Annotated in this window: 26 protein-coding genes; 19 read left to right on the top strand and 7 right to left on the bottom strand. The window is 65.8% G+C overall.

Translation table 11 applies throughout. From position 1 onward, the window contains the following. Positions 1-19 precede the first annotated feature (19 nt). The 3 genes from BLW02_RS04285 to BLW02_RS04275 are packed head-to-tail and all read left to right on the top strand — an operon-like array spanning position 20 to position 3,873. Complete coding sequence (locus BLW02_RS04285) at positions 20-937, top strand: amino acid ABC transporter substrate-binding protein (RefSeq protein ID WP_092697170.1); 918 nt, start codon at positions 20-22, stop codon at positions 935-937. After that, positions 934-2,160: a pyridoxal phosphate-dependent aminotransferase gene (locus BLW02_RS04280; RefSeq protein WP_092697169.1), complete on the top strand. Its 1,227-nt coding sequence runs from the start codon at positions 934-936 to the stop codon at positions 2,158-2,160. The genes BLW02_RS04285 and BLW02_RS04280 overlap by 4 nt, the downstream gene beginning before the upstream one ends. Positions 2,161-2,187: 27 nt before the next feature. Beyond that, entirely contained in the window at positions 2,188-3,873 is a 1,686-nt protein-coding gene (locus tag BLW02_RS04275; RefSeq protein WP_092697168.1) for a thiamine pyrophosphate-binding protein, read from the top strand. 13 nt (positions 3,874-3,886) lie between these two features. Here the strand turns inward: BLW02_RS04275 and BLW02_RS04270 are convergent, their stop codons facing one another. Beyond that, a complete protein-coding gene (locus BLW02_RS04270) occupies positions 3,887-4,768 on the bottom strand; it encodes a LysR family transcriptional regulator (protein WP_092697167.1) in 882 nt (293 codons plus the stop codon). 83 nt (positions 4,769-4,851) lie between these two features. On the opposite strand from BLW02_RS04270, the gene BLW02_RS04265 reads away from it, so the two are divergent. The 3 genes from BLW02_RS04265 (at position 4,852) to BLW02_RS04255 (ending at position 7,526) form a co-directional block, all read left to right on the top strand. Next, a complete protein-coding gene (locus BLW02_RS04265; protein WP_092697166.1) occupies positions 4,852-5,799 on the top strand; it encodes a DMT family transporter in 948 nt (315 codons plus the stop codon). 138 nt (positions 5,800-5,937) lie between these two features. Beyond that, positions 5,938-7,143 (top strand): Y-family DNA polymerase, encoded by a 1,206-nt coding sequence (locus BLW02_RS04260; RefSeq protein WP_092697223.1) that lies wholly within the window; start codon positions 5,938-5,940, stop codon positions 7,141-7,143. Positions 7,144-7,259: 116 nt separating this feature from the next. Beyond that, positions 7,260-7,526 (top strand): hypothetical protein, encoded by a 267-nt coding sequence (locus BLW02_RS04255; RefSeq protein WP_092697165.1) that lies wholly within the window; start codon positions 7,260-7,262, stop codon positions 7,524-7,526. A gap of 12 nt (positions 7,527-7,538) precedes the next feature. On the opposite strand, the gene queF is transcribed toward BLW02_RS04255, so the two are convergent. The 4 genes from queF to BLW02_RS04235 all read right to left on the bottom strand — a co-directional run bounded on the left by queF (position 7,539) and on the right by BLW02_RS04235 (position 13,342). Further along, positions 7,539-8,384 carry an NADPH-dependent 7-cyano-7-deazaguanine reductase QueF gene (gene queF, locus BLW02_RS04250; protein ID WP_092697164.1) on the bottom strand — a complete coding sequence of 282 codons (846 nt, stop codon included), beginning with the start codon at positions 8,382-8,384 and terminating at the stop codon, positions 7,539-7,541. A 66-nt stretch (positions 8,385-8,450) separates the two neighbouring features. Continuing rightward, the gene (locus tag BLW02_RS04245) at positions 8,451-9,362 is read right to left on the bottom strand and encodes a 2OG-Fe(II) oxygenase (protein ID WP_092697163.1); all 912 of its coding nucleotides are present in this window, start codon (positions 9,360-9,362) and stop codon (positions 8,451-8,453) included. Between the two features lie 36 nt (positions 9,363-9,398). After that, positions 9,399-10,184, bottom strand: a complete 786-nt coding sequence (gene yaaA / locus BLW02_RS04240) for a peroxide stress protein YaaA (RefSeq protein ID WP_092697162.1) — start codon at positions 10,182-10,184, stop codon at positions 9,399-9,401. 119 nt (positions 10,185-10,303) lie between these two features. Further along, positions 10,304-13,342 carry an Rne/Rng family ribonuclease gene (locus BLW02_RS04235; RefSeq protein ID WP_092697161.1) on the bottom strand — a complete coding sequence of 1,013 codons (3,039 nt, stop codon included), beginning with the start codon at positions 13,340-13,342 and terminating at the stop codon, positions 10,304-10,306. Positions 13,343-13,925: 583 nt separating this feature from the next. Here BLW02_RS04235 and BLW02_RS04230 point away from each other — a divergent pair. Genes BLW02_RS04230 through BLW02_RS04215 form a run of 4 tightly spaced genes read left to right on the top strand, consistent with a single transcriptional unit; the run spans position 13,926 to position 17,085 of the window. Next, on the top strand, positions 13,926-14,936 hold the full coding sequence (locus BLW02_RS04230; protein WP_092697160.1) for an RluA family pseudouridine synthase: 1,011 nt from the start codon (positions 13,926-13,928) through the stop codon (positions 14,934-14,936). Between the two features lie 7 nt (positions 14,937-14,943). Then, entirely contained in the window at positions 14,944-15,615 is a 672-nt protein-coding gene (locus BLW02_RS04225) for an HAD family hydrolase (protein ID WP_092697159.1), read from the top strand. 39 nt (positions 15,616-15,654) lie between these two features. Then, positions 15,655-16,032, top strand: a complete 378-nt coding sequence (locus BLW02_RS04220; protein ID WP_092697158.1) for a Rieske (2Fe-2S) protein — start codon at positions 15,655-15,657, stop codon at positions 16,030-16,032. 3 nt (positions 16,033-16,035) lie between these two features. After that, on the top strand, positions 16,036-17,085 hold the full coding sequence (locus tag BLW02_RS04215) for a S49 family peptidase (RefSeq protein WP_092697157.1): 1,050 nt from the start codon (positions 16,036-16,038) through the stop codon (positions 17,083-17,085). A 126-nt stretch (positions 17,086-17,211) separates the two neighbouring features. Here BLW02_RS04215 and BLW02_RS04210 read toward each other — a convergent pair whose 3' ends face one another. Next, complete coding sequence (locus BLW02_RS04210; RefSeq protein ID WP_092697156.1) at positions 17,212-18,027, bottom strand: SAM-dependent methyltransferase; 816 nt, start codon at positions 18,025-18,027, stop codon at positions 17,212-17,214. Then, complete coding sequence (locus tag BLW02_RS04205; RefSeq protein WP_092697155.1) at positions 18,024-18,623, bottom strand: Maf family nucleotide pyrophosphatase; 600 nt, start codon at positions 18,621-18,623, stop codon at positions 18,024-18,026. Before BLW02_RS04205 ends, BLW02_RS04210 begins: the two co-directional genes overlap by 4 nt. 25 nt (positions 18,624-18,648) lie before the next feature. Here BLW02_RS04205 and BLW02_RS04200 point away from each other — a divergent pair, with 25 nt between their 5' ends. The 9 genes from BLW02_RS04200 to rpoE all read left to right on the top strand — a co-directional run bounded on the left by BLW02_RS04200 (position 18,649) and on the right by rpoE (position 26,271). Further along, positions 18,649-19,200 carry a YceD family protein gene (locus tag BLW02_RS04200; protein ID WP_026436402.1) on the top strand — a complete coding sequence of 184 codons (552 nt, stop codon included), beginning with the start codon at positions 18,649-18,651 and terminating at the stop codon, positions 19,198-19,200. Positions 19,201-19,300: 100 nt separating this feature from the next. Beyond that, complete coding sequence (gene rpmF / locus BLW02_RS04195; protein WP_005794249.1) at positions 19,301-19,483, top strand: 50S ribosomal protein L32; 183 nt, start codon at positions 19,301-19,303, stop codon at positions 19,481-19,483. A gap of 108 nt (positions 19,484-19,591) precedes the next feature. Then, the gene (plsX, locus tag BLW02_RS04190; RefSeq protein ID WP_092697154.1) at positions 19,592-20,644 is read left to right on the top strand and encodes a phosphate acyltransferase PlsX; all 1,053 of its coding nucleotides are present in this window, start codon (positions 19,592-19,594) and stop codon (positions 20,642-20,644) included. Then, the gene (locus BLW02_RS04185; protein WP_092697153.1) at positions 20,644-21,621 is read left to right on the top strand and encodes a beta-ketoacyl-ACP synthase III; all 978 of its coding nucleotides are present in this window, start codon (positions 20,644-20,646) and stop codon (positions 21,619-21,621) included. Before plsX ends, BLW02_RS04185 begins: the two co-directional genes overlap by 1 nt. Positions 21,622-21,678: 57 nt before the next feature. Next, positions 21,679-22,629 (top strand): ACP S-malonyltransferase, encoded by a 951-nt coding sequence (gene fabD / locus BLW02_RS04180; protein ID WP_092697152.1) that lies wholly within the window; start codon positions 21,679-21,681, stop codon positions 22,627-22,629. Continuing rightward, positions 22,626-23,372, top strand: a complete 747-nt coding sequence (fabG, locus tag BLW02_RS04175) for a 3-oxoacyl-ACP reductase FabG (protein WP_092697151.1) — start codon at positions 22,626-22,628, stop codon at positions 23,370-23,372. The genes fabD and fabG overlap by 4 nt, the downstream gene beginning before the upstream one ends. 103 nt (positions 23,373-23,475) lie before the next feature. Next, the gene (gene acpP / locus BLW02_RS04170; RefSeq protein WP_003058049.1) at positions 23,476-23,715 is read left to right on the top strand and encodes an acyl carrier protein; all 240 of its coding nucleotides are present in this window, start codon (positions 23,476-23,478) and stop codon (positions 23,713-23,715) included. 47 nt (positions 23,716-23,762) lie between these two features. Further along, a complete protein-coding gene (gene fabF / locus BLW02_RS04165) occupies positions 23,763-25,007 on the top strand; it encodes a beta-ketoacyl-ACP synthase II (RefSeq protein WP_092697150.1) in 1,245 nt (414 codons plus the stop codon). 637 nt (positions 25,008-25,644) lie between these two features. Beyond that, positions 25,645-26,271 (top strand): RNA polymerase sigma factor RpoE, encoded by a 627-nt coding sequence (rpoE, locus tag BLW02_RS04155; RefSeq protein ID WP_092697222.1) that lies wholly within the window; start codon positions 25,645-25,647, stop codon positions 26,269-26,271. Positions 26,272-26,296: the final 25 nt, after the last annotated feature.

Raw genomic sequence — 26,296 nt, 5'->3', positions numbered from 1 at the left:
CACACAAGGAGACAACGACATGGCATCTTTCCGCAAGGCAACGCTCACTGCGCTGACCGCAGGGCTGGCACTCGCATGCATGGCATGGGCCCCGGCACATGCCCAGGCCCCGGCGACCAGCACGCTCGACAAGATCAAGGCGTCGGGCAAGGTGGTGCTGGGCGTGCGCGAGACCTCGCCGCCCATGGCCTATGCGTTGGGCGCGAACGAAAAATACGTGGGCTACCACGTCGAGCTGTGCGAGCGGGTGCTCAAGGAAATCGTGCCCCAGGCCAAGCTCGAATACATGGCCGTGACGGCACAGAACACGCTGCCGCTGGTGCAGAACGGCACGCTGGACATCGGCTGCGGCCCCACCACCAACAACACCGCGCGCCAGCAGCAGGTGGCCTTTGCCGTGACCACTTACGTGAGTGAAGTGCGCATGGCCGTGCGCAAGGATTCGGACCTCCAATCCGTCAGCCAATTGGGCAATCGCACCATTGCGGCCTCCACGGGTACGACCGCCGTGCAGCTGCTGCGCAGGCAAGAGCGCACGCTGGGCGCCCCCATCAAGACCGTGCTGGGCAAGGATCACCACGAGAGCTTCTTGCTGCTGGAGACCGGCCGTGCCGATGCGTTTGTGCTCGACGACAACCTGCTGGCCGGGATGATCGCCAACTCCAAGGACCCTTCGGCCTACCGCATCGTGGGAGAGCCGCTGGGCGCCGAGCCGATTGCGCTGCTGTTCCGCAAGGACGACCCCACCTTCAAGGCGGCGGTGGACGGTGTGCTCACCAAGCTCATGCAAACCGGCGAGATGGAAAAGATCTACGCCAAGTGGTTCGTGACCCCCATTCCGCCCAAGAACATGAGCCTCAACCTGCCGCTGGGCACCACGCTGCGCCAGCTGTTTGCCGCGCCCAACGACAAGCCCCTCGAGACCTACCAGCAATGAACGCTCCCCTCCCCGCCACAGCCTTTCGCACGGCCGACCGCGTGGGTGCCATCGGCGTCTCCGCAATCGTGCGCCTGACGCAAGAGGCCCACCAGCTCAAGCGCCAGGGCCAGCCCGTCATCGTGCTGGGCTTGGGCGAGCCTGACTTCGATACACCTGTCCACATCCTGGAAGCCGCCCAGCAGGCCATGGTGCGGGGGGAGACGCACTACACGGTGCTGGATGGCACGGTTGAACTGAAAGCCGCCATTCAGCACAAGTTCAAGCACGACAACGGCCTGGACTTTGCGCTGAACGAAATCACCGCCGGCGCGGGCGCCAAGCAGATCCTCTACAACGCGCTGATGGCCTCGGTGAACCCCGGCGACGAGGTGATCCTGCCCGCGCCATATTGGACTTCGTACGCCGACATGGTGTTGATTGCAGGCGGTGTGCCGGTGGTGGTGCCCTGCACCGAGGCCAACGGCTTTCGCATCACGCCCGAGCAGCTGGAGGCTGCCATCACGCCGCGCACGCGCTGGGTGTTCATCAACTCGCCGTCCAACCCCAGCGGCGCGGCCTACAGCGCCGAGCAGCTGCGCCCGGTGCTGGAGGTGGTGGAGAGCCACCCGCAGGTGTGGCTGCTGGCGGACGACATCTACGAACACATCCTGTACGACGGCCGTGCGTTTGCCACGCCCGCCGCCGTGCTGCCCTCGCTGCGCGACCGCACGCTGACGGTGAATGGCGTCTCCAAGGCTTACGCCATGACGGGTTGGCGTATCGGCTATGGCGCAGGCCCCAAGGCGCTGATCGCGGCCATGGCCGTGGTGCAGAGCCAGGCCACATCCTGCCCCTCGTCCATCAGCCAGGCGGCGGCCGTGGCGGCGCTGACCGGGCCGCAAGACGTGGTGCGCGAGCGCTGCCAAGCGTTCCAGGACCGGCGCGACCTGGTCTTGGCCGCGCTCAACGCCTCACCCGGCCTGCGCTGCCGTGTGCCCGAGGGCGCGTTCTACACCTTTGCCAGCTGCGAAGGCGTGCTGGGCCGCACCACACCGGGCGGCATGCTGCTGCGCACCGATGCCGACTTTTGTGCTTACCTGCTGCGCGAACACCATGTCGCCGTGGTGCCCGGCGGGGTGCTGGGGCTCGCGCCATACTTCCGCATCTCGTACGCCGCCCCTACCGCCGATTTGCAAGAGGCCTGCGCGCGCATCCAGCGCGCCTGCCAGGCACTGTTCTGAATTACTTTTTGATCCGTTACCGTAGCCATGAACTCAACGTTCCTCACTTCCCGCACCGGCGGCCAGATCCTGGTCGATCAGCTCCTCCTCCACGGCGTGCAGCAGCTGTTCTGCGTGCCCGGCGAAAGCTACCTGGCCGTGCTCGATGCGCTCCACGATGCCCACATCGCCGTCACCGTCTGCCGCCAGGAGGGCGGTGCGGCCATGATGGCCGAGGCCCAGGGCAAGCTGACCGGCCAGCCCGGTATCTGCTTTGTGACGCGCGGTCCGGGTGCCACCAATGCTTCGGCGGGCATTCACATCGCGCACCAGGACTCGACCCCCATGATCCTGTTCGTGGGCCAGGTGGCGCGCGGCGCGATGGGGCGCGAGGCGTTTCAGGAGCTCGATTACAGCGCGGTCTTCGGCACCATGGCCAAGTGGGTGGTGCAGATCGACGATCCGGCGCGTGTGCCCGAGCTGGTCTCGCGCGCCTTCCATGTGGCCACCTCGGGCCGCCCCGGCCCGGTGGTGGTGGCGCTGCCCGAAGACATGCTGACCGAGGCCGCCACCGTGGCCGATGCGCTGCCCTACCAGGTGACGGAGACCCACCCTGGCGCTGCGCAGATGGCCGAGTTGGCGCAGCGCCTGCAAGCCGCCCAAAGCCCCGTGGCGATCCTGGGCGGCAGCCGCTGGTCTGAGCAGGCGGTGCGCGAGTTCACCGCGTTTGCCGAAGCGTGGTCCATTCCTGTGTACTGCTCGTTCCGTCGCCAGATGCTGTTCCCGGCCACACATGCCTGCTATGGCGGCGATCTGGGCCTGGGCGTCAACCCCAAGCTGCTGGCGCGCATCAAGGCGTCCGACCTGGTGCTGGTGGTGGGCGGCCGCTTGTCGGAGGTGCCATCGCAGGGCTACGAGCTGTTCAACATCCCCAGGCCCGCGCAGCCCCTGGTGCATGTGCATGCCGATGCCCATGAACTGGGCAAGCTCTACCGCCCCACGCAGGCCATCCACGCCACGCCCCAGGCGTTTGCTGCGGCGCTCAATACGGTGCGCCCCACGGCCGCCGTGCCTTGGAAGGCCCACACAGAGGCCGCCCATGCCGAATACCTGGCCTGGAGCGATACGGCGCCCATCCGCATCCCCGGCAACCTCCAGATGGGCCAGGTGATGCAGCACCTCAAGGAAGTGCTGCCCGCCGACACCATCTTCTGCAACGGCGCTGGCAACTTTGCCACCTGGGTGCACCGCTTCTGGCCGTTTACCACCTACGCGAGCCAGCTCGCGCCCACCAGCGGGTCGATGGGCTATGGCCTGCCCGCGGGCGTGGGCGCCAAGCGCCTGTGGCCCCAGCGCGAGGTGGTGGTGTTCGCGGGCGATGGCGACTTTCTGATGCACGGGCAAGAGTTTGCGACCGCCGTGCAATATGGTCTGCCCCTCATCGTGGTGCTGCTCGACAACGCCATGTACGGCACCATCCGCATGCACCAGGAGCGCGAGTACCCCGGCCGCATCAGCGCCACGCAGCTCCAGAACCCCGACTTCAAGGCCTACGCCCAGGCCTTTGGCGGCCACGGCGAGCGCGTGGAGCGGACGGCAGAATTCGCCCCTGCCCTGGCCCGCGCCCGCGCCAGCGGCCTGCCCAGCGTGCTGCACTGCCTGATCGACCCCGAGGCGATCACGCCCACGGGCACGCTGCAGGGCCTGCGCAGCGCAGCGCTAGCGAAGAACTAAGGGTCTCGGGCTTTTACGGCGCGGTGCGGGCGCTACCCGATTGCCTCAGGGTCTGCACCAGCAGGCTCTGCAGGCTGTCCACCGCCTTCGCACCGCGCGATGCGCGGCTGCGGTACACGGCCACCTCCATGGGCGCCAGAGGGCCCAGACCATGCTCGGTGCCCAGCACCTGCAGCTGCGGCGGCACGCTGCAGTGGGTGAGGGCGGCCACGGCCAGGCCGCTTTCGACGGCCGCAATCTGCCCGGCCAGGCTGGAGCTGTGATAGACCACCTTGTAGCGGCGCCCCTGCTGTGCCAGCGCGTGGATGGCGCCGCGCCGCGCCAGGCTGGCCGACTCGTACACCGCAATGGGCAGCGGGTCGCGCCGCCATAACTCGAACTGCGCCGAGCCCACCCACACCATGGGCTCGTGGAACAGCAGCGTGCCACGGCGCGCGTGGTCGCGCGAGATGAGGGCCAGGTCCAGGTCGCCGCTGGCCACGCGCGGGATGAGTGCGGTGGACTGCTCGCAATCGAGCTCGATCTCCACCCCGCTGTGCCGGGGCGCAAAGCGCTTGAGTACGGGCGTGAGGTAGCGGGCGGCGTAGTCATCGGGCACACCCAGCCGCACGCGGCCTGTGAGCGCATCACCGCTCAGCGCGTCATGGGCTTCGGCATGCAGCGCCAGGATGCGGCGCGCGTAGCCCAGCAGGGTTTCACCCTCGGGCGTCAGGTGCTGCTTGCGTGCGTCGCGCTCCAGCAAGCGGTGGCCTACGGCGTCTTCGAGTTTTTTCAGCTGCATGCTCACGGCGGACTGGGAGCGGTGCACCTCCAGCGTGGCGCCCGAGAGTGAGCCCGCATCCACCACGGCCACCAGGCATTGGAGCCAATCGAGTTGCAGGTCGCGGTAGCCCATGGTGTAAATGAATTCGATTATCGAATGATGTTTGCATAAATTATGCGCTTTTCGTGGTGACTGCTGGCAGCCACACTGCGGGCATGCAAAAGCCATCCTCTTCCGTTACTGGCGCACCCGCAGCCGTTGTCCCCGCCACTCCCGCGTACCAGGGGGTTTTGCCCTTTGTCCTGGGCAATGCCCTGCTGGGCAGCATTGGCGTGTTCGTGCATGAGGCCCAGGCAGATCCGGCGACCCTGACCTGGTTCCGGTGCGCCTTGGGCCTGCTGGGGCTCACGCTGTGGCTGGTCTGGCGCAGGCCCTTGCGTGGACTGTGGCGCGGGCTCTGGGTGGGCTGGGCTGCGTTGCCCTGGGTGCTGCTGCTCGGCGGGCTCATGCTGACGAGCTGGTGGCTGTTTTTCACGGCCATCCAGCAGGTGCCTACCGGGGTGGCGGTGGTGCTGTTCCATGTGCAGCCGTTGTGGGTGCTGCTGCTGGGGGTGTGGTGGCTGAAGGAGACCATGCCACGCCAGCGTGTGCTGTCGGTGCTGGGTGCCATGGCGGGCCTGGTGCTGGCAACAGGTGTGGCCGAGGGGCTGGCCGCGCCGGGTGGTGGGCAGGCGCCTGGCTACTGGCAGGGAGTAGCCCTGTGCCTGGTGGGTGCGCTGTGTACCGCTGTGGTGACGGTGGTGGCCAAACGCCTTCAGGCCTTGCCCGTGGGCACCCTGGCCTGGTGGCAATGCGCGCTGGGCTCGGTGGTGCTGTGGGTCGCACCCGCAGAGCAAGGCTGGCCCGCCTGGGGCGCCTCATGGGCATGGCTGGCCGGACTGGGGCTGATCCACACCGGGCTCGCCTACACCCTGATGTATGCAGGCATGGCCCGGATGCCAACGACCCGGGTGGCGGTGCTGCAGTTTGCCTACCCCGTGGTCGCCATCGTGGTCGATTGGGCCTACTTTCAGCAAGCCCTGGGTGCCTTGCAACTGGTGGGGGTGTTGCTGATGCTGGGCTTCATCGGGGTGGGGGAGCGTGTGGCGCGTGGCCGGCGGTAGGATGGCCGCAAGGCCCTGGATGGCAGGCCGCCGCGCACAATACCGGGTGTGACCGCCGTCGAGACCGATTTACCTGCCGACCTTCCGCCCGCACAGCCTGCCTCAGGCGGCAAGCTGCGCCGCATCGCCCACCTGGACATGGATGCGTTCTTTGCATCCGTCGAGTTGCTGCGCTACCCGCAGCTCAAGTGCCTGCCGGTGGTGATTGGCGGCGGGCGGCGCAAGGTGGATGATTGGCTGCTGCAAAGCCCGGATGGCACGGGGCCGCGTGAGCCGCGCTTTATTCCCGTGGCCGATTTCCCCTTGCTCAAGGATTACGTGGGCCGGGGTGTGATCACCACTGCCACCTATGCCGCGCGCCAGTTTGGCGTGGGCTCGGCCATGGGCATGATGAAGGCCGCACGGCTGTGCCCGCAGGCCATCGTGCTGCCGGTGGACTTTGACGAGGTGCGCAAATACTCGCGCCTGTTCAAGCGGACCATCACCGAGATCGCGCCGGTGATGCAGGACCGGGGCGTGGACGAGGTCTATATCGACTTCACCGATGTGCCCGGTGGCCAGCGCGAGGGCGGGCGTGTGCTGGCCCGCCTCATCCAGAAAAGCATTTTTGACGCCACGGGCCTGACCTGTTCGATCGGCGTGGCTCCCAACCGCCTGCTGGCCAAGATGGCCAGCGAGTTCAACAAGCCCAACGGGATCTCCATCGTTTACGCAGAGGACCTGCAAGCCCGCATCTGGCCACTGCATGTGCGCAAGATCAACGGCATCGGCCCCAAGGCGGGCGAAAAACTGGCGCGGCTGGGTATCGAGACCATCGGCCAGCTGGCGGCACAGGATGCGCAATGGCTGATGGGCCATTTCGGCAAATCGACCGGCGCCTGGATGCACCGCGTGGCCTGGGGCCAGGACGACAGCCCCGTGGTGACCGAGAGCGAGCCTGTGAGCATGAGCCGCGAGACCACGTTTGAGCGCGACCTGCACGCCGTGCGCGACAAGGCCGAGCTCTCGCGCATCTTCTCCGACCTGTGCCAGCGCGTGGCCGAGGACCTGCAGCGCAAGGGCTACGTGGGCAAAACCATTGGCATCAAGCTGCGCTATGACGACTTCAGGATGGCCACGCGCGATCAGACCATTGCGGAACCCACGCACGACGCAGCCACCATCCGCCGCGTGGCCGGGCTGTGCCTCAAGCGCGTGCCGCTGGACCAGCGTCTGCGGCTGCTGGGCGTGCGGGTGGGGGCGCTGGTGCGCCTGTCCGAGCACCCGCAGGCAGGCAGCGAGCCCGTTTCCGCCAGCAGCCGCCCCGCGCGCAAGGCAGATCCGCACACCGCGCCGCTGTTTTGATCCAGCTGGGCTCCACCGCTGGGAACGGCCACGCCTGCGCCGGGAGGTGATCGGTATTTCTTGACGAATTCTTACTGAAAACTTACAGTGATTTTCCCGTTTCTCGGGAGATCACCGTGACCCTGAACGAGCTGCAACGCATCAAGCAGTGGCATGTTGCGCACAAGGCAGACCACCCGCTGGAGTACCACCTCTGGGACCTGGTGCTGACACTATGGGTGCTGGGCTGGGTGGGCTGGTTCCCCATCTGCGCCTTGGGCGAGCCGTACACCGTGCCGGTGTGCGTGATCGGCATTTTTGCACCCAGCCTGTATGTGACCTGGCGCACGCGTGCGCACTTGCACCACACCTTGCGGTGCGACTGGATCGATGTGCCGGGATGATGCTTTAGAGCCTTACTGGCGGGCGGTGCGCACGTTGCGCGGCAGGCCCTGCGGGTGGCTGGTGCGCAGCGGGTTGATGTCCAGGCCGCCGCGGCGCGTGTAGCGGGCATATACCGTGAGCTTGATGGGTTGGCAGCGCGTCCAGATGTCCATGAAGATGCGCTCCACGCATTGTTCGTGGAATTCGTTGTGGTTGCGAAAGCTCACGATGTATTGCAGCAGCCCCTCCTGGTCGATCTGCGGACCGCTGTAGGCAATCTGCACGCTGCCCCAGTCGGGCTGGCCCGTGACCAGGCAATTGCTCTTGAGCAGGTTGCTGGTCAGCGTCTCGGTCACGGGCGCCTCGTTGAACTCGGCCGTCAGCAATTCGGGTGCCGGCTGGTAGCGCGTGCATTCCACATCCAGGCGGTCCAGGCTCAGGCCATCGAGCTCGTGCACGGGCTCGCGGTCGAACAGCTCGGGCAGCAACAGCTTGACCCCCACGGTGGCGGGGTGCTCGGCGCCGCGCCACACGGCCTCGCTGATGTCGGCGCGGATGCGCGCCTGCACCTCGGCTGCGTCGGCAAAGCGCGTGTTGTTGAAGCTGTTGAGGTAGAGCTTGAACGACTTGCTCTCGACGATGTTGGGCGTTTCGCAGGGGACGGTGATGTGCGCCAGTGCCACCTGCGGTTTGCCGCGTGCATTCAGCCACGACAGCTCGAAGGCCGTCCACAGGTCGGCCCCGAAGAAGGGCGCTGCGCCCGCAATGCCGATCTCGGCGCGTTTGCCCGCGCGCGGTATGGGAAACAGCAGCGAGGCGTCGTACTGGTCGGCGTACGCCGATGCCTTGCCCAGCTGGGATTGTTCCGGTGTGGTCATGGTGAATCCTTTTGCTATTTAATGAATAGCTGTTAGCGCTTTATCTATAAGCGCTGCAACCTGTTCTTACTTGAATTCCCGTTCGCGCAGCCACTTGGTGGCGATCCACTTGTCGCCCGCGATCACCGGCGCGCCGCCATGCAGCGTGCGGGTGGACGGGTCAGGGCGCGCGTAGCTGAAGAACACGGCATTGCCGCGCTGCGGCGCCACCTCGATCTGCGCTTCCGGAAAGATGGTGGCGCCGCCTTTCTCGGGCGTGTTCAGGTACATCACCAGCGTGCCCAAGCGCTGCCCGCCGCGCCGCACGATGGTGGGGGTGCCGGGCTCGCCGGGATCGAAATAGTCGTAATGCGGCTTGTATTCGGCCCCGGGGCGGTAGTGCAGCACCTGCAGGCCCTCGCCGTTCTCGACGGGCCAGTGCAGCAGGCGGGCAATGCGTGCCTCGATGCGCGCTATCAGCGGGCTCTCGCCACGCTGGAAGAACATGCCGTCGCTGGTGCGGTCGTCGTTGACTTCCTCGCCGCCCGTCTGCGTGGCCACCGTGAGCGAGCGGGCCATGCGCGGCGTGGCGCCAGCGATCAGGGCGTCGCACTCCTCGGGCGAGAGCAGGTTGCCAAACACCACGATGCGCGGCTGGGCCATGGTCAGCAGCACCTGCGCGGTGCGGTCGCCGCAATCCACCACGGCAGGGGAGTCATGCAGCCGGGGTTCAGGCACCCGTGGCGCTGCCGGAGGGCCCTTGGGGGTGGCCATGGCGTCCAGGTGTTCCTGCAGCGTGATCTGCAGAACATCGGTGGCCAAGGCCTCGTTCCAGCCCGCATCGCGCAGGGACTGCAGCATCACGGGTGCCGTGTGGCCGGCCTGGGCCTGAGCGCTGATCCAGCGGCGCAGCTCGGGTGTGATGGCCTGCCGTGCGGCGCGGCTGCGCTGGGGGCTTGCAGCGGTGGTGTGCGGGCGCTGGTCAGAACGCGATGCCATGGCGGTCCTTCGACAGGGGCGTGGTCTCGTGCGGATTTACGCGGTGGGCGCGGTCTTGCGCCGGAACACCAGGCGCTCGGGTTCTGACGAGGCCGGAGCGAAGGCGTAGCCTTCCAGATCGAATGCCTGCAGCTGGTGCGGGGTGGCGACGCGCTGCGTGATGGCATGGCGCGCCATCAGACCGCGTGCGCGCTTGGCATAAAAGCTGATGATCTTGTAGGCACCGCCCTTCCAGTCCTCGAACACGCATTCGATGACGCGCGCCTTGAGCGCCTTGCGGTCCACGGCCTTGAAATACTCTTGCGAGGCCAGGTTGACCAGCACGGGCGTGGTGTCGGATTGCAGGCGGTGGTTGAGGTGTTCGGCAATCTGGCGGCCCCAGAACTGGTAGAGGTTGCTGCCCGCATCGGTGGCCAGGCGCGTGCCCATCTCCAGCCGGTAGGGCTGCATCCAGTCCAGCGGGCGCAACACGCCGTACAGGCCGCTGAGGATGGCCAGGTGGTGCTGCGCCCAGTCCAGGTCGGGCGCAGTGAGTGTGCGGGCCTGCAGGCCTTCGTATACGTCGCCGTTGAAGGCCAGCAGCGCCTGGCGCGCGTTGGTGGCGGTGAATTTCGGTTGCCAGACCTGGTAGCGCGCCACGTTCAGGGCGGCGAGCGCGTCACTCAGGCCCATCAGCGAGGCGATGTCCTGCGGCGATTTCTGGCGCAGCACCTCGATCAGCTGCGTGGACTGCGGCACGAACTGTGGCAGGGTGTGTGGCAGTCCCGCTGGCAGAGGCGTTTCGTAGTCGAGCGATTTGGCGGGAGACAGCAGGAACAGCATGGTGGGGCGTGGTGGTCCGGGGATCTTGGAAAGGAAGGCGGTCAACGAAACGGAGCAGACGGAGGCACCAGGGGCCCCAATGAAAGAAGGCGGCCTGGGCCGCCTTCTTGGTGACTGCATCAGGCAGCCGGGGGCTGCTCAAAAGGCAGCGTCATGGCCGACAGGTCGCGGCGGGTTTCCACCAGCACCAGCGGGCCTTCGTCCAGCACCACGGCGGGCGGACGCTCGCGTGGCACACGGATGGGCTGTGGCTCGGCTGCAATCGCTGCCTGCACGGCGGCGATCTTTTCAGCGTCCGAGTTCACCCATTGCAATCCGGATGCGGCAGCCACCTGCTGCAGGGCATCGAGCGGCAGCGTGAAGCCCTGGACGCGTGGCATGCCCTGGGTGGCAGGCGCTGCAGCAGGGACCGGTGCGGCCACCGGTGCGGGTGCGGCCACCGGCGCGGGTGCGGCCACCGGCGCGGGCGCGGCGGCCATGGGTGCCGGCGCTGCGGTTGCTGGCGCAGGGGCAGGGGCAGGGGCAGGCGTCAGCGTGGGTGCGGGCTCCTGTGCCGGTGCCTGGGCTGCCGGGGCAGTATCAAAGTAGCTGCGGCGTGCGGGCTCTGGCGGGGCTTCGGCGGCCGGGGCAGCCACTGCGGCCGGCGAATCCAACTCCATCCGTGCGGGTGCCGTCGGCTCCACCGTGTCGCGGGGAGCGCGCTCGCCACGCTCACGCCGGTCGCGGCCATAACGGTCGCGCGAGCGGCGCTCGCGGCGGTCGTCGCTGGCCGGTGCGGTGTCGTTGCCGGTCAGGTCCAGATCGGGCAGCGATGCCAGCGGGGCGGTATCCGCAAAGTCGGCGGCGGGGACCCCGGTGTCTCGCGGGGCTTCGGCCGCGCGGGGGGCGCGCTCGCCACGTTCCCGGCGACCCTGGCCTTCGCCGCGCTCACGGCGGGGGCCGCGCTCGCCACGGGGCGGGTTGCCGGCCGCTTCGGCGCCATTGCCGTTCGGACCGGTCACCTGCGCCTGGATGGCGGTCTGGGCGGCGGTGTTGTCGGTGTCGGCAGCGATGGCGTTGTTGCGGGGCTCGGCATCGCGGCGGCCTCGGCCGCCCTCACGGCCCTCACGGCCTTCGCGTCCATTGCGGCCTTCTCCTTCACCACGGGGCGGACGGCCTTCGCCATCGCGCGGTGCCCGGCCTTCGGCCGAGCGCTCACCACGGCGGCCACGGCCTTCACCGGTGCCTTCGCGGTTGCCGTCACGGGGTGCTCCGTCGCGCTGGCCGTCCCGGTTGCCATCGCGGCCACCGCGGCGGCCGCGGCCTTCGCCGTTGCGACCTTCACGGCGGGGTTCGCCGCGCGTGCCGGCTTCAGCAGCGGGAGCGGGAGCCACCACCGGTGCGGGTGCGGGGCTGTCACCCATGCCAAACAGGCTCTTGAGCCAACCGAAGAAGCCCTGTTCCTGCGGCTTCGCAGCAACCGGGGCGGTTTGTGCCGGGGCGGCCGTGGCAGGGCGCTGGCCGGCGCGCGGTGGGCGTGCGGCGATTTCGGGGCGGGGCTCGGCCACGGGGGCGGGTGCGTCGGGCAGCACGCCCTTGATCACCGGGGTCTGCTTGTTGGTGGGCTCTTGCGAGCGGCGCGTCACGGCGGTGGGGTCTTCCACTTCCTCTGCGAGCTTGTAGCTGGCTTCGATGTGGTCCAGGCGCGGGTCGTCGTGCTTCAGGCGCTCCAGGCGGTAGTTGGGGGTTTCCAGCGTCTTGTTGGGCACCATCAGCACGGCTACGCGCTGCTTGAGTTCGATTTTGGCGATCTCGGTGCGCTTTTCATTCAGCAGGAACGAAGCCACTTCCACCGGCACCTGGCAATGCACGGCGGCCGTGTTGTCCTTCATGGACTCTTCCTGGATGATGCGCAGGATCTGCAGCGCCGACGATTCGGTGTCGCGGATGTGGCCCGAGCCGCCGCAACGGGGGCAGGGGATGGACGAGCCTTCGGAGAGGGCTGGCTTGAGGCGCTGGCGGCTCATTTCCATCAGGCCGAACTTGCTGATGGTGCCGAACTGCACGCGGGCACGGTCCTGGCGCAGCGCGTCGCGCAGGCGGTTTTCCACTTCGCGGCGGTTCTTCGACTCTTCCATGTCGATGAAGTCGATCACGATCAAACCGCCCAGGTCGCGCAGGCGCATCTGGCGGGCCACTTCGTCGGCGGCTTCCAGGTTGGTGCGGGTGGCGGTTTCCTCAATGTCGCCGCCCTTGATGGCGCGGGCCGAGTTCACATCCACGCTGACCAGCGCTTCGGTGTGGTCGATCACGATGGCGCCGCCCGAGGGCAACTGCACGGTGCGGGCGTAGGCCGACTCGATCTGGTGCTCGATCTGGAAGCGGCTGAACAGGGCGGCGTCGTCGCGGTAGCGCTTCACGCGGGCGGCATGCTCGGGCATGACGTGCGCCATGAACTGCTGTGCCTGTTCGTAGATGTCGTCGGTATCGATGAGGATGTCACCGATGTCGTTGTTGAAGTAGTCGCGGATGGCGCGGATCACCAGGCTCGATTCCTGGTAGATCAGGAAGGCGCCCTTGCCGCCCTTGGCGGCGCCGTCGATGGCGTTCCAGAGCTTGAGCAGGTAGTTCAGGTCCCACTGCAGTTCAGGCGCGCTGCGGCCGATGCCGGCGGTGCGGGCGATGATGCTCATCCCGTTCGGGTATTCGAGCTGGTCCATCGCCTCCTTGAGCTCGGCGCGGTCCTCACCCTCGATGCGGCGCGAAACGCCACCGCCACGAGGGTTGTTGGGCATCAGCACCACGTAGCGGCCGGCCAGCGAGACAAAGGTGGTCAAGGCGGCGCCCTTGTTGCCGCGCTCTTCCTTCTCGACCTGGACCAGCAGTTCCTGGCCTTCCTTGATCACTTCATTGATGCGCGCCTGGCTGGGCGAGACACCGGGGGCGAAGTAGCTGCGCGAGATTTCCTTGAATGGCAAAAAGCCGTGGCGGTCTTCGCCGTAGTCGACGAAGCAGGCTTCCAGAGAAGGCTCGACACGCGTGACAACGGCCTTGTAGATGTTGCCCTTGCGCTGTTCGCGCCCTTCGATCTCGATCTCGTAGTCGAGGAGCTTTTGTCCGTCGACGATGGCCAGGCGCCGTTCTTCGGGCTGCGTGGCGTTGATGAGCATCCGCTTCATGATGCGATTCCTTTGCGTGTTTTGCGGTGGGCAGCGGCGCAGCCAGCAGGGCTGCGCGGGCTGCCACCCGCAGTTCCAAACCAATAACAAGCTCTACCGGAGCTGTGAATGCCTGGACTGACGCATTGAAACGAAGGGAATTGCCGGGGATGCCGCAGGGCCGTCGAGCGCTAGCTCAGCGGGGGCGGCAAGGGCGGGTGGATGGGGGCGAGTGGGAGTGGGCGCAGTTTTGCTATTGAAGTAATAGCTTTTTGCGCAGGCAGAATGAGCGCTAGAGGCGATATGACGCCCAAAAGCGGGGGCAAGCACCACCGCCAGAGAGTCAATATCCATGCCATCAGCAACCACATGCTCGCTTCGATCCGCTGGCAGACGGTGCCCTGGTGGGGCGAATCTGCCAGCTTGGGGGATTCCGTATCAGTGTTTCAATCTGTCAGCCCGCCGTGCGGTGTACGGGCCACTGCAGGCATCTGGCCTGCAATCTACCTGTACGACGCCCGCTGGCATCGACCTGCCTGCGCAGATGCAAGGGCTGTGTGGACTAAACTCCAGACAAATCAACCACTTACACATTGACGCGCAGGTGAAACACATTATAGGGGGCAAACCACCATCCGACCGTACTCCCGGCGCTCCCGCTCCTGCGGCGCGCCTGGTGGAGGTCGACGAAGACTCCGCTGGCCAGCGCCTCGACAATTTCCTGCTGCGCCAGCTCAAAGGCGTGCCCAAAACCCATGTCTATCGCATCATCCGCAGTGGCGAAGTGCGCATCAACAAGGGCCGGGTCAATGCCGACACCCGTGTGGAGGCGGGCGATGTGGTACGCCTGCCGCCCGTGCGCATTTCCGACAAGGTGGCCGAGAAGGCCGAGCGGCCCGCGCCGGCGCGCGAATTTCCCATTCTGCTCGAAGACGAGCACCTGATCGCCCTGGACAAGCCCGCCGGCGTGGCCGTGCATGGCGGCAGCGGCGTGAGTTTTGGCGTGATCGAGCAACTGCGCCAGGCGCGGCCGCAGGCCCGGTTTCTGGAGCTGGTGCACCGGCTCGACCGTGAGACCTCGGGCATTTTGTTGGTGGCCAAGAAGCGGTCAGCGCTCACTCACCTGCAAGACCAGTTCCGCGAACGTGAAACCGGCAAGACCTATCTGGCGCTGGTAACGGGGGGCTGGCCGGCCAACAAGAAGGTGATCGACCAGCCGCTGCACAAATACCTGCAGGCCGACGGCGAGCGCCGGGTGCGTGTGACCACGACCGACGACCCCGACGGCATGCGCTCCATCACGCTGGTCAAGGTGCGGCAGACGCTGCCCGCCCGCGCGGCGCAGGGCCTGCCCGCCATGAGCCTGCTGGAGGTCACCATCAAGACCGGTCGTACCCACCAGATCCGAGTGCACCTGGCAGCCCAAGGCCATCCCATCGTGGGGGATGATAAATATGGCGACTTTGACCTGAACAAACGCCTGCAGAAGCTGGGGATGCGGCGCATGTTCCTTCATGCCTGGCGGTTACAGTTCACCCACCCGGCCACTGGCGAACGCGTGCTGCTGAATGCCGAGTTGCCACCGGAACTTGCCGATTTCGTCCCCACCGCCTGATTGCCCCATGCGCCCTACCATCCGCCCGCGCCGCTTTGACCTGATCGCCTTTGACTGGGATGGCACCCTGTTTGATTCCACCGCCATCATCGTGCGCAGCATCCAGGAGGCGGTGCGCGACGTGGGCGGCGCTGTGCCCACCGACCAGGCGGCCGCCTATGTGATCGGGATGGCCCTCACGCAGGCGCTGGCCCATGCGGCACCCGATGTTCCGCCCGAAAAATACCCCGAGCTGGGCAACCGCTACCGTTTCCACTACCTGCAGCACCAGGACGACCTGAACCTTTTTGCCGGCGTGCTGCCGCTGCTGGCCGACCTGCGGGCGCAGGGCCACCTGCTGGCCGTGGCCACCGGCAAAAGCCGCCGGGGCCTGGACGAGGCGTTGCACTCGGTGCAGCTCAAGGGCGTGTTCGACAGTTCCCGTACCGCCGACGAAACCGCTGGCAAGCCCCATCCCCTGATGCTGCAAGAGCTGATGGCCGAGCTGGATGTCGCGCCCGAGCGCCTGCTGATGATCGGCGACACCACCCACGACCTGCAGATGGCGCTGTCGGCTGGATGCGCCAGCGTGGGCGTGAGTTACGGCGCCCACGAGCCCGAAGCCTTTGAGGTGCTGAACCCCTTGCATGTGGCCCACTCGGTGCGCGAGCTGCACGACTGGCTGCTGTCCAACGCCTGATGGGCCTGCCGTTGCGAGATCCTTGCTTGTCTGCCGCCCATGACCACCGCTGATTCCGTCGCCATTGCGCTGTGCAGCAGCGCCGATTTGCAGGAGCGCCACCTGGCCGTGCCCTTTGATGTGGTGTACACCGGGCAGACCTGCCGGGCCTTTGCCATCCGCTTCGAGGGGCGGCCCCATGCCTTCCTGAACCGCTGCACCCATGTGGCCATGGAGATGGACTACCAGCCCGACCGTTTTTTTGATGACACTGGCCAGTGGCTGCTGTGCGCCACCCATGGCGCGGCCTACCGGCCGGACACCGGCGCCTGCGCGGGCGGCCCCTGCCGCGGCGGGCTGGTGAAGATCGCCTTGTCCGAAGTGGACGGGGTGGTGCACTGGCATACTGCCTACAACCTGCAACCTGTTGAGTTCTGACCCATGACCGACACCACCCGCACCGAACCCACGGGTTCTGGGCAAAATCCAGCGCAAGCGACCGATCTGTGGGCGCAACCAGCTACAAATTCGGCAGCAAAAGTGAGCGCTGCATCGCGTGAACCCGGTTGGGAGCGTGCCACGCTGGAAAAACTGGCCTTCGCTGCCCTCAACGAACAGCGCAGCGCCCGCCGATGGAAGATCTTCTTTCGCCTGACCTGGCTGCTGGTGGCGCTGCTGGTGGCCTGGGCGGCCCTGTACCAGAGCACCAGCGGCCCCAGCAAGTCGGCGCCCCACACGGCGGTGGTGGACATCAAGGGTGAAATCGCCTCGGGCGCCGAAGCCAGCGCCGAACTGGTGGTGGCCGCCATGCGCAGCGCACTGGAGGACGAGGGCTCGCAGGCGCTGGTGCTGCTGATCAACTCCCCCGGCGGCAGCCCGGTGCAGGCGGGCATGATCAACGATGAAATCGTGCGCCTGAAGGCCAAGCACAACAAGCCCGTGTATGCCGTGGTGGAAGAGACCTGCGCCTCGGCCGCTTACTACATCGCGGCGGCTGCCGACGAGATCTTTGTCGACAAGGCCAGCATCGTCGGCAGCATCGGCGTGCTGATGGACGGCTTCGGCTTTACCGGCACCATGGAGAAACTGGGCGTGGAGCGGCGCCTGCTCACCGCAGGCGAGAACAAGGGTTTCCTGGATCCGTTCAGTCCGCAGACCGAAAAGCAGCGTGCCTACGCCCTCACCATGCTCGACCAGATCCATCAGCAATTCATCAGCGTCGTGAAGGCCGGCCGGGGTGACCGCCTCAAGCCCACGCCCGAAACCTTCAGCGGCCTGTTCTGGACGGGCCAGCAGGCCATCGAGATGGGCCTGGCCGACAAACTGGGCAGCCTCGACTTCGTGGCGCGCGAAGTGGTCAAGGCTGAAGACATCATCGACTACACCCGCCGTGAAAATGTGGCCGAGCGCCTGGCCAAGCGTTTTGGCGCGGCGATGGGCGTGGGCGCGGCCAAGGCCCTGGCAAACACTGCCGCTCCGCAATTGCATTGAACGCCGCGGCCCCGGGTTTTGCCTGGAGGCGGCGCAGGGCCGAAAATTGGATAGAAAAATGCCTCCAGTGCTTATTTTGTAAGCGCTGATGGCTATCGAATAGATGGTATTCCCGGGCCGCTACGGCTAACGGCCGAAGGCAAATACCACCGGCGTGCGGTTGTCGATGGGGATGGCCTGCTGGCGCCACTGGCGCACCAGCTGGCTGCGGATCTGCACCTGGGGCAGTGTCAGCCCCCCTGCCAGTGCCAGCCGGGTGTGCGGCTGCAGCGTCTGCACCAGGGCCTGCCAGAGCGCCGCGTTGCGGTAAGGTGTTTCGATGAAGAGCTGCGTCTGCCCCGTCTTGAGTGCCAGCGATTCCAGCTCGCGGATGCGCTGGATGCGCTCCTGCGCGTCTTGCGGCAGGTAGCCGGTAAAGGCGAAATTCTGGCCGTTCAGGCCGCTGGCGGCCAGCGCCAGCAGCAGCGAGACGGGGCCCACCAGCGGCACCACCGGAATGCCCAGGTCGTGCGCCGCGCGCACCACGGACGAGCCCGGGTCCGCCACGGCGGGCATGCCCGCTTCGCTGATCAGGCCCATGTCATGCCCCACCAGGGCTGCGGCCAGCAACGGCCGGGCGTCGAACGGGGCCGAGCCCTTGGCGCCGTGGTCGCCTTTCTTGTGGACTTCGCGCGGCAGCTCGGTGATGGTTTGCTGTTGCAGCGAGGCGGCCAGCGGGTGCAGGGGCTCGATGCGCTTGAGGTAGGCGCGCGTGCTCTTGGCGTTTTCGCAGATCCAGTGCGTCAGGCGGGCGGCCGTTTTCAGGGTGCCGTCGGGCAGGGCGTCCTGCAGGGGCGCCTGGGTGTCGCAGCCGAAGTCGAGCGGCGCGGGCACCAGGTACAGCGTGCCGTTGGTGGCGGTGTAGGCAGGCGTGTCTGCCGGGGGCGTGGGGCGCGTGCTCATGGCAACACCAGGCCCGCGGCGCGCAGCATGCGGCAGGTGCGGATCAGCGGCAGGCCGATCAGGGCGGTGGGATCGTCGTTCACGATGGCGTCAAGCAGCGCAATGCCCAGGCCTTCGCTCTTGGCGCTGCCCGCGCAGTCGTAGGGCTCTTCGGCGCGCAGGTAGCGCTCGATTTCATCGTCCGACAACTGGCGAAAGCGCACCTCGACCGGCGCCAGGTCCACCTGCTCGAACCCGGTGGCGGCGCAGACCACGGCCACGGCTGTCTGAAAGATCACGGTCTGGCCGCGCATCTGGCGCAGCTGGGCCACCGCTCGTTCGTGCGTGCCTGGCTTGCCCAGCGGGTGGCCGCCCAGGTCGGCCACCTGGTCGGAGCCGATCACCACCGCCTGCGGGTGCTGGCGGGCCACTGCGTGGGCCTTGGCCAGTGCCAGGCGCAAGGCCAGGGCGCGGGGTGTTTCGGCGGTCAGCGGGGTTTCGTCCACTGCGGGGGCTGTCACCGTGAAAGGCAGGTTCAGCCGCGACAGCAGCCCATGGCGGTAGCGCGATGTCGAGCCCAATACCAGTGGGCGTTGCGGGGTGTGGGATGGATGCATCGGCCGATTCTCTTACACTGCCGCCATGACCAAGGAATTCTCCCCCGACCGGCTCGATGTCAAGGCTTTCGCGCAGGCGGGCGGGCAGCTGTCCGGGCACGATTCGCTGCTGAAATACGAGCGGCTGTCCCAGGAGGCCAAGAGCCTGCACCCTGATCTGCGCGTGGACTGGACGGCCACTGGCGAGTTGCGCACCGCACTGGGTGGAATCGTGCAGGTGTGGCTGCATGTGCAGGTGCAGGCGACCTTTCCCATGGAGTGCCAGCGGTGCCTGACGCCGGTGGATGTGCCCCTGGCTGTGGAGCGCTCCTTTCGCTTCGTGGCCGATGAGGCCACGGCCGAGGCGCTGGACGACGAGAGCGAGGAGGATCTGCTGGCACTGAGCCGCGAGTTCGACCTGCGCGAGCTCATCGAGGATGAACTGCTGATGGCCCTGCCCGTGGTGCCGCGGCACGATGAATGCCCAACGGCCGTGCCGCTGGCCTCCAGCGACGACGATTTCGAGGCCGCCAGCGCCGAAAAACCCAATCCCTTTGCTGCGCTGGCGAGCCTGCGCAAAGAAGAAAAGGGACAATAATTGGCGTTTGGGATATAATCGAGGGCTTCACGCGAATCCCCTCGTGTCTTTAATGGGCTGATCGCGTTTTTACCAACCCTATTCAAGACCAGGAGCCATCATGGCCGTTCAGCAAAACAAAAAGTCCCCTTCCAAGCGCGGCATGCACCGCTCGCACAATGCCCTGAACGTGCCGGGCATTGCCGTGGAACCGACCACCGGTGAAACCCATCTGCGCCACCACATCAGCCCCAACGGCTTCTACCGTGGTCGCCAGGTGCTGAAGAACAAATCTGAAGCCTGACATCAGCCTTCCCCGCAAGGCCCGTTGCTACTCTTGCTGTAGCACGGGCCTTTGTTTTGACCACTGCATTTATCTTTCGACCAGCCTTGCTGGCCGGACAAGTCGCCCATGATCACACTGGCTGTTGACTGCATGGGGGGCGACCATGGCCCCCGCGTCACGCTCGCGGCGTGCCGTCAGTTCCTCCAACATCATCCTGATGCCCATCTGCTGCTGGTCGGTCTGAAGGACAGTCTGCAGTCGTTCTCGCATGAGCGAGCCACCGTGGTGCCGGCTTCCGAAGTGGTCGCCATGGACGACCCGGTGGAGATTGCACTGCGCCGCAAGAAGGACTCGTCCATGCGCGTTGCCATCCAGCAGGTGAAGGACGGCACGGCGGCCGCTGCGGTTTCCGCCGGCAATACGGGGGCCTTGATGGCCATTGCCCGCTACATCCTCAAGACGCTCGATGGCATAGACCGTCCGGCCATCGCCACCCAGATGCCCAATGCCCAGGGCGGCGCTACCACGGTGCTCGACCTGGGGGCCAATGTGGACTGCTCGGCCGAACACCTGCTGCAGTTTGCTGTCATGGGCTCTGCGCTGGTCTCCGTGCTGAAAGATGCCGATGAGCCGACCGTGGGCCTGCTCAATATTGGTGAAGAGATCATCAAGGGCAGTGAAGTCATCAAGAAAGCGGGTGAATTGCTTCGATCTGCTGCCAATTCGGGTGATCTGAATTTTTATGGCAATGTCGAGGGCAACGACATCTTCAAGGGAACCGTGGACATCGTGGTGTGCGACGGTTTTGTGGGCAACGTGGCACTGAAGTCCGCCGAAGGTGTGGCAACCATGGTGGTGGGCGGGCTCAAACAGGAGTTTTCGCGCAGCATTTTGACGAAAGCTGCTGCCATCGTCGCCTATCCCGTGCTGAAAGCGCTGATGAAGCGCATCGATTACCGCCGCTACAACGGCGCGGCGCTGTTGGGCCTGCGGGGGCTGGTGTTCAAGAGCCACGGCTCGGCTGATGTCATGGCCTTCGAGCAGGCGTTGAACCGGGCGTATGATGCAGCCCGCAACAACCTGCTCGATCGTGTCCGGACCCGGATTGCGCATGCGGCGCCCCTGCTGGCGCCCGCCAATGCCCAGCCAATGCCCGGTGCCGCGGCGACAACACATTGATGAGACGCTATTCCCGCATTACCGGCACCGGCAGCTACCTGCCGCCGCGCCGCGTGACCAACGCCGATCTGGTGGCCGAACTGGCACAGAGCGGTATCCAGACCTCTGACGAATGGATCGTGGAGCGCACCGGAATCCGGGCGCGCCACTTCGCCGCCCCCGACGTGACCAGCAGCGATCTGGCCCTGGAGGCTGCGCGCAAGGCCCTGGAGGCTGCCGGCTGCCAGCCGCAGGACATCGACCTGATCATCGTTGCCACCTCCACGCCGGACATGGTGTTCCCCTCGACGGCCTGCATATTGCAAAACAAGCTGGGTGCCAACGGTTGCCCTGCGTTTGACGTCCAGGCCGTGTGCAGCGGCTTTGTCTATGCCCTCACGGTGGCCGATGCCATGATCCAGAGCGGAGCCGCCAGGCGTGCGCTGGTGGTGGGCGCCGAGGTCTTCAGCCGCATTCTGGATTTCAAGGACCGCACGACCTGTGTGCTGTTTGGCGATGGCGCGGGCGCGGTGGTGCTGGAGGCGTCGGAGACGCCCGGCATCCTGGCCAGCGAACTCCATGCCGATGGCCGGTATGTCGATATTCTGTGTGTGCCGGGCGGCGTCTCGGGCGGCGAGGTGCTGGGCCATCCGCTCTTGAAGATGGACGGCCAGGCCGTGTTCAAGCTGGCGGTGGGCGTGCTGGACAAAGCTGCCCGCGCCACCCTGGCCAAGGCGAACCTGACCGATGCCGACATCGACTGGCTGATTCCGCACCAGGCCAATATCCGCATCATGCAAAGCACGGCCCGGAAACTGAAGCTGTCCATGGACAAGGTGGTGGTGACGGTGGACCAGCATGGCAACACGTCTGCGGCCTCCATTCCTCTGGCGCTGGACCATGCGGTGCGCACGGGCCAGGTCCAGAAGGGCGAGACCCTGCTGCTCGAAGGCGTGGGGGGCGGTTTCACCTGGGGTGCGGTGCTCCTGAAGTTGTAGCTGCTTGCGCATGATGGGTAATCGCTTGAGGCATATGTCTTATAAACATCTGGTGGTATGAAATCTTTTGCATTTGTCTTTCCGGGGCAGGGCTCGCAGTCCGTGGGCATGCTGGACGCCTGGGGCGATCACCCGGTGGTGGCCCAGACGCTTCAAGAAGCCTCCGATGCCCTGGGTGAAGACCTGGGACGGTTGATTCATGAGGGCCCCAAGGAGGCGCTGGCCCTGACGACCAACACGCAGCCGGTCATGCTGGTGGCCGGGGTGGCCGCGTGGCGCGTCTGGCGCGCCGAGGGCGGAGCCACGCCGCTGGCCGTGGCCGGGCATTCGCTGGGTGAGTATTCGGCGCTGGTGGCTGCGGGCGTACTGACGCTGGCGCAGGCGGCACCGCTGGTGCGTCTGCGCGCTGCAGCCATGCAGGAAGCCGTGCCGGTAGGCACGGGGGCCATGGCGGCCATTCTGGGCATGGAGGCCGCCCGTGTCATCGCTGGTTGCTCCGAGGCGGCGGCATCCTTTGGTGCGGGATCGGCAGAAGTGGTCGAAGCCGTGAATTTCAACGATCCGGTCCAGACCGTGATCGCGGGCACCAAGGCGGGTGTCGACAAGGCCTGCGAACTGCTCAAGGCGGCGGGTGCCAAGCGTGCGTTGCCACTGCCCGTGTCGGCGCCGTTCCATTCCAGCCTGATGAAGCCTGCTGCAGAGAAGCTGCGCATGGCGCTGGCCGATGTGGTGTTGGGCGCTCCGCAGATTCCGGTGCTCAACAATGTGGACGTGGCCGTGCAACAAGACGCGGATGCCATCCGGGATGCGCTGTACCGCCAGGCCTTCGGCCCGGTGCGCTGGGTCGAGTGCGTGCAGGCGCTCAAGGCACGCGGCATCACCCATCTCATCGAATGCGGCCCCGGCAAGGTGCTGGCGGGCCTGACCAAGCGCATCGACCCCGAACTGGTCGGCGCGGCACTGTTTGATCCGGCTACATTGGCCGAAACCCGGGAGTTGTTGGCATGACGCAATCTGCATCTGAAGCGCAAGTGGCGCTGGTGACCGGCGCATCGCGCGGCATTGGCGCGGCGATTGCGTTGGAGCTTGCCGCGCGCGGCTACCAGGTGGTGGGCACAGCCACCACCGATGAAGGCGCCGGGCGCATCAGCCAGGCCCTGTCGGCCTACCCGGGCTGCCGGGGCGCCAATCTGAACGTCAACGATGGCGCGGCCATCGAGGCGCTGATGGACTCCATCGTCAAGCAGCAGGGCGGCCTGCATGTGCTGGTGAACAATGCCGGCATCACGCGCGATACCCTGGCCATGCGCATGAAGGATGACGACTGGGACGCCGTGCTGGACACCAATCTCAAGGCGGTCTTCCGCGTGAGCCGTGCCGCCATTCGTCCCATGATGAAGCAGCGCTTCGGGCGCATCATCAGCATCACGAGCGTGGTGGGTGCATCGGGCAACCCGGGCCAGGCCAACTATGCGGCGGCCAAGGCCGGTGTGGCCGGCATGACGCGTGCACTGGCCCGCGAACTGGGCAGCCGCAGCATCACGGTCAACTGCGTGGCACCGGGTTTCATAGCAACCGACATGACGGCCAGCCTGCCCGAAGAGCAGCAAAAAGCCCTCAACGCACAGATCCCGTTGGGCTGCATGGGCAAGCCTGCCGACATCGCCCATGCGGTCGCCTACCTGGCATCGCGCGAGGCGGGCTATGTGACGGGGCAGGAATTGCACGTCAATGGCGGCATGTACATGTAATTATTGAGAGTTAACGTCGGTTCATCCGTGCGACGGGTTGACTTGGGGGCTTTCCTCAAGCGGCTAGAATCGCGGATCTATTCACAACCCCCAGAGGGAAACCATGAGCGATATCGAAGCACGCGTCAAAAAAATCATTGCTGAACAACTCGGCGTTGAAGAGTCCCAGGTCACCAACGAGAAAGCCTTTGTGGCCGACCTCGGCGCTGACTCCCTGGATACCGTCGAACTCGTGATGGCACTCGAAGACGAATTCGGCATCGAGATCCCTGACGAAGATGCAGAGAAGATCACGACGGTGCAGAACGCCATCGACTACGCCAACACCCACCAGAAGGCCTGAGCGGGCTTTCAGCGCCTGACTTGAGCGATCAGCAGAAGGTTTTACGCATGAGCCGTCGTCGCGTTGTCGTGACCGGCCTGGGGTGTGTCAGTCCCGTGGGTAACACGGTGGCGGATTCCTGGGCCAACGTCCTGGCCGGCAAGTCCGGCATTGATCTCATCACCAAGTTCGATACGTCGAACTTTGCCTGCAAGATTGCAGGCGAGGTCAAGGGATTTGATCTGGAGTCGTACATCAGCGCCAAGGATGCGCGCGCGATGGACGCTTTCATCCATTTCGGCATCGCTGCGGCGGCCCAGGCGGTGCAGGATGCAGGCTTGCCCACAGGGGAGGCGCTGCACGACGACCTGGCCACACGCATCGCCTGCGTGATCGGCTCGGGTATCGGCGGCCTGCCGCTGATCGAGAACACCCATGCCGAGCTGGCCAGCCGGGGACCTCGGCGCATCACCCCATTTTTTGTGCCCGCTTCCATCATCAACATGGTGGCAGGGCATGTTTCCATGCGGTTTGGCTTCAAGGGACCCAATCTGTCGGTGGTGACCGCCTGCACCACGGGCCTGCACTGCATTGGCCAGGCGGGTCGCATGATCGAATACGGCGATGCCGACGTGGCCGTGGCAGGTGGCACCGAGGCTACCGTGTCGCCCCTGGGCGTGGGTGGCTTTGCGGCCATGCGTGCACTTTCCACGCGCAACGACGACCCCCAGACGGCTTCGCGCCCCTGGGACAAAGACCGTGACGGTTTTGTGCTGGGCGAGGGCGCCGGTGTCATGGTGCTCGAAGAGTACGAGCATGCCAAGGCGCGCGGAGCCAAAATCTATGCCGAACTGAGCGGCTTCGGCATGAGTGCCGATGCCGGTCACATGACCGCTCCCAACATGGACGGTCCACGCCGCGCCATGCTGAGCGCCATGCACAATGCGGGTATCAACCCTGATCAGGTGGACTATCTCAACGCGCATGGCACGTCCACACCGCTGGGCGATCTCAACGAGACCAACGCCATCAAGGCGGCCTTGGGTGCACATGCCTACAAGACCGTGGTCAGCTCCACCAAGTCCATGACGGGCCACCTGCTCGGTGGCGCGGGCGGGATTGAAAGTGTGTTCACCGTGCTGGCGTTGCACCACCAGAAGGTGCCGCCGACGATCAACCTCTTCAACCAGGATCCCGAATGCGACCTGGACTTTTGCGCGAACACGGCGCGTGACATGCGGATGGACGTGGCCGTCAAGAACAACTTTGGCTTTGGCGGAACCAACGGCACGCTGGTCTTCAAGCGCTTTTGATGCCGCTTGCGGTCGCCAGGCCTTGCTGGTGACAGCCTTGAACGTGGCGGTCTGCCATGCCGCGGCCCGTCCGCAGGGCCGGTTTGCTTGCCCGTATCCCGTCGAGTGGCGCTGACCATGCGCCGCGCTTCGTCCCATTTTTCTGCACCACCGGTTCAATACCCCGTTGGACGGGGGCTGGTGTTGCTTTGGGGGTTGCTGGCCCTGCTGGGTGTGGGCGGTGCTGCTTTGTTGAACTGGCTCCTGCAGGGGGCTGGTCACTCGGTAGTGCGGCTGTCCGTGGCCATTTTTTTCTGGTTGTACGCTGCTGGTTCGATATGGCATTTCTGGCGGCACCGCGTTCGCGGGCTGCTGCAGTGGGACGGTTTGCAATGGCGCCTGGAGATCGACCAGCGGGGCAAGCCGGCGCATCCACTGGAGGGAGTCCTCTGGGTGCGGCTGGATCTCCAGAGTCAACTCTGGGTTTGCCTGGATGGCCCCGATGGACGCAGCACCTGGTTGTGGCTTGAACGCCAGAGCGTTCCCGACCGATGGGGCGATCTGCGGCGTGCGGTATATTCGCGCCCCAGGCCGGATGCCCCAGGGGCTGGTGAACCTGCCGCAGCGCGCCGCACGGACGCGTAAATTCAAAGTGACAATGACCGTAACACTCCCCACCGCCCCCGCAGACAGCGACCTCCAACTGGTGGAACGTACGGTTGCGGGTGACCAGCGTGCCTACGAATTGCTGGTCATCAAATACCAGAGGCGCATTGAGCGCCTGATTGGCCGCATGGTGCGGGATTCTGACCTCGTCCCCGATATCGCCCAGGAAACCTTCATCCGCGCCTACCGGGCACTGCACCAGTTTCGGGGCGATGCGCAGTTCTATACCTGGCTGTACCGGATTGCCGTGAACACCGCCAAAAAGGCGCTGATGGACATGAAGCGCAATCCTGTCATCTCGGAAAACGCCCTGCGGGGCAGTGACGAAGAAGATGAAACTTCCCGCCTGGGACACGAACTAACTTCCGAAGAAACGCCCGAAACCATTCTTGCGGCCCAGGAAATTGCGGCGGCTGTGAATGCGGCCATGGAGGCTTTGCCGGAGGATCTGCGGCAGGCCGTGACCTTGCGTGAGATAGAAGGCTTGACGTACGAAGAGATCGCCGCAGCGATGGAATGCCCCATCGGAACAGTGCGGTCACGGATTTTTCGGGCGCGCGAGGCGATTTCTGCGCGCGTGCGCCCGTTGCTGGAGAACCAGTCGGGCAAGCGCTGGTGATGCAGTTTCTTTGGGATTCGCGTGC

The organism is Acidovorax soli (assembly GCF_900107605.1).
Classification (GTDB): Bacteria; Pseudomonadota; Gammaproteobacteria; order Burkholderiales; family Burkholderiaceae_C; genus Acidovorax; species Acidovorax soli.
Note: the sequence above shows the minus strand (reverse complement) of the source record. Positions and strands in the feature narration are given on the sequence as shown.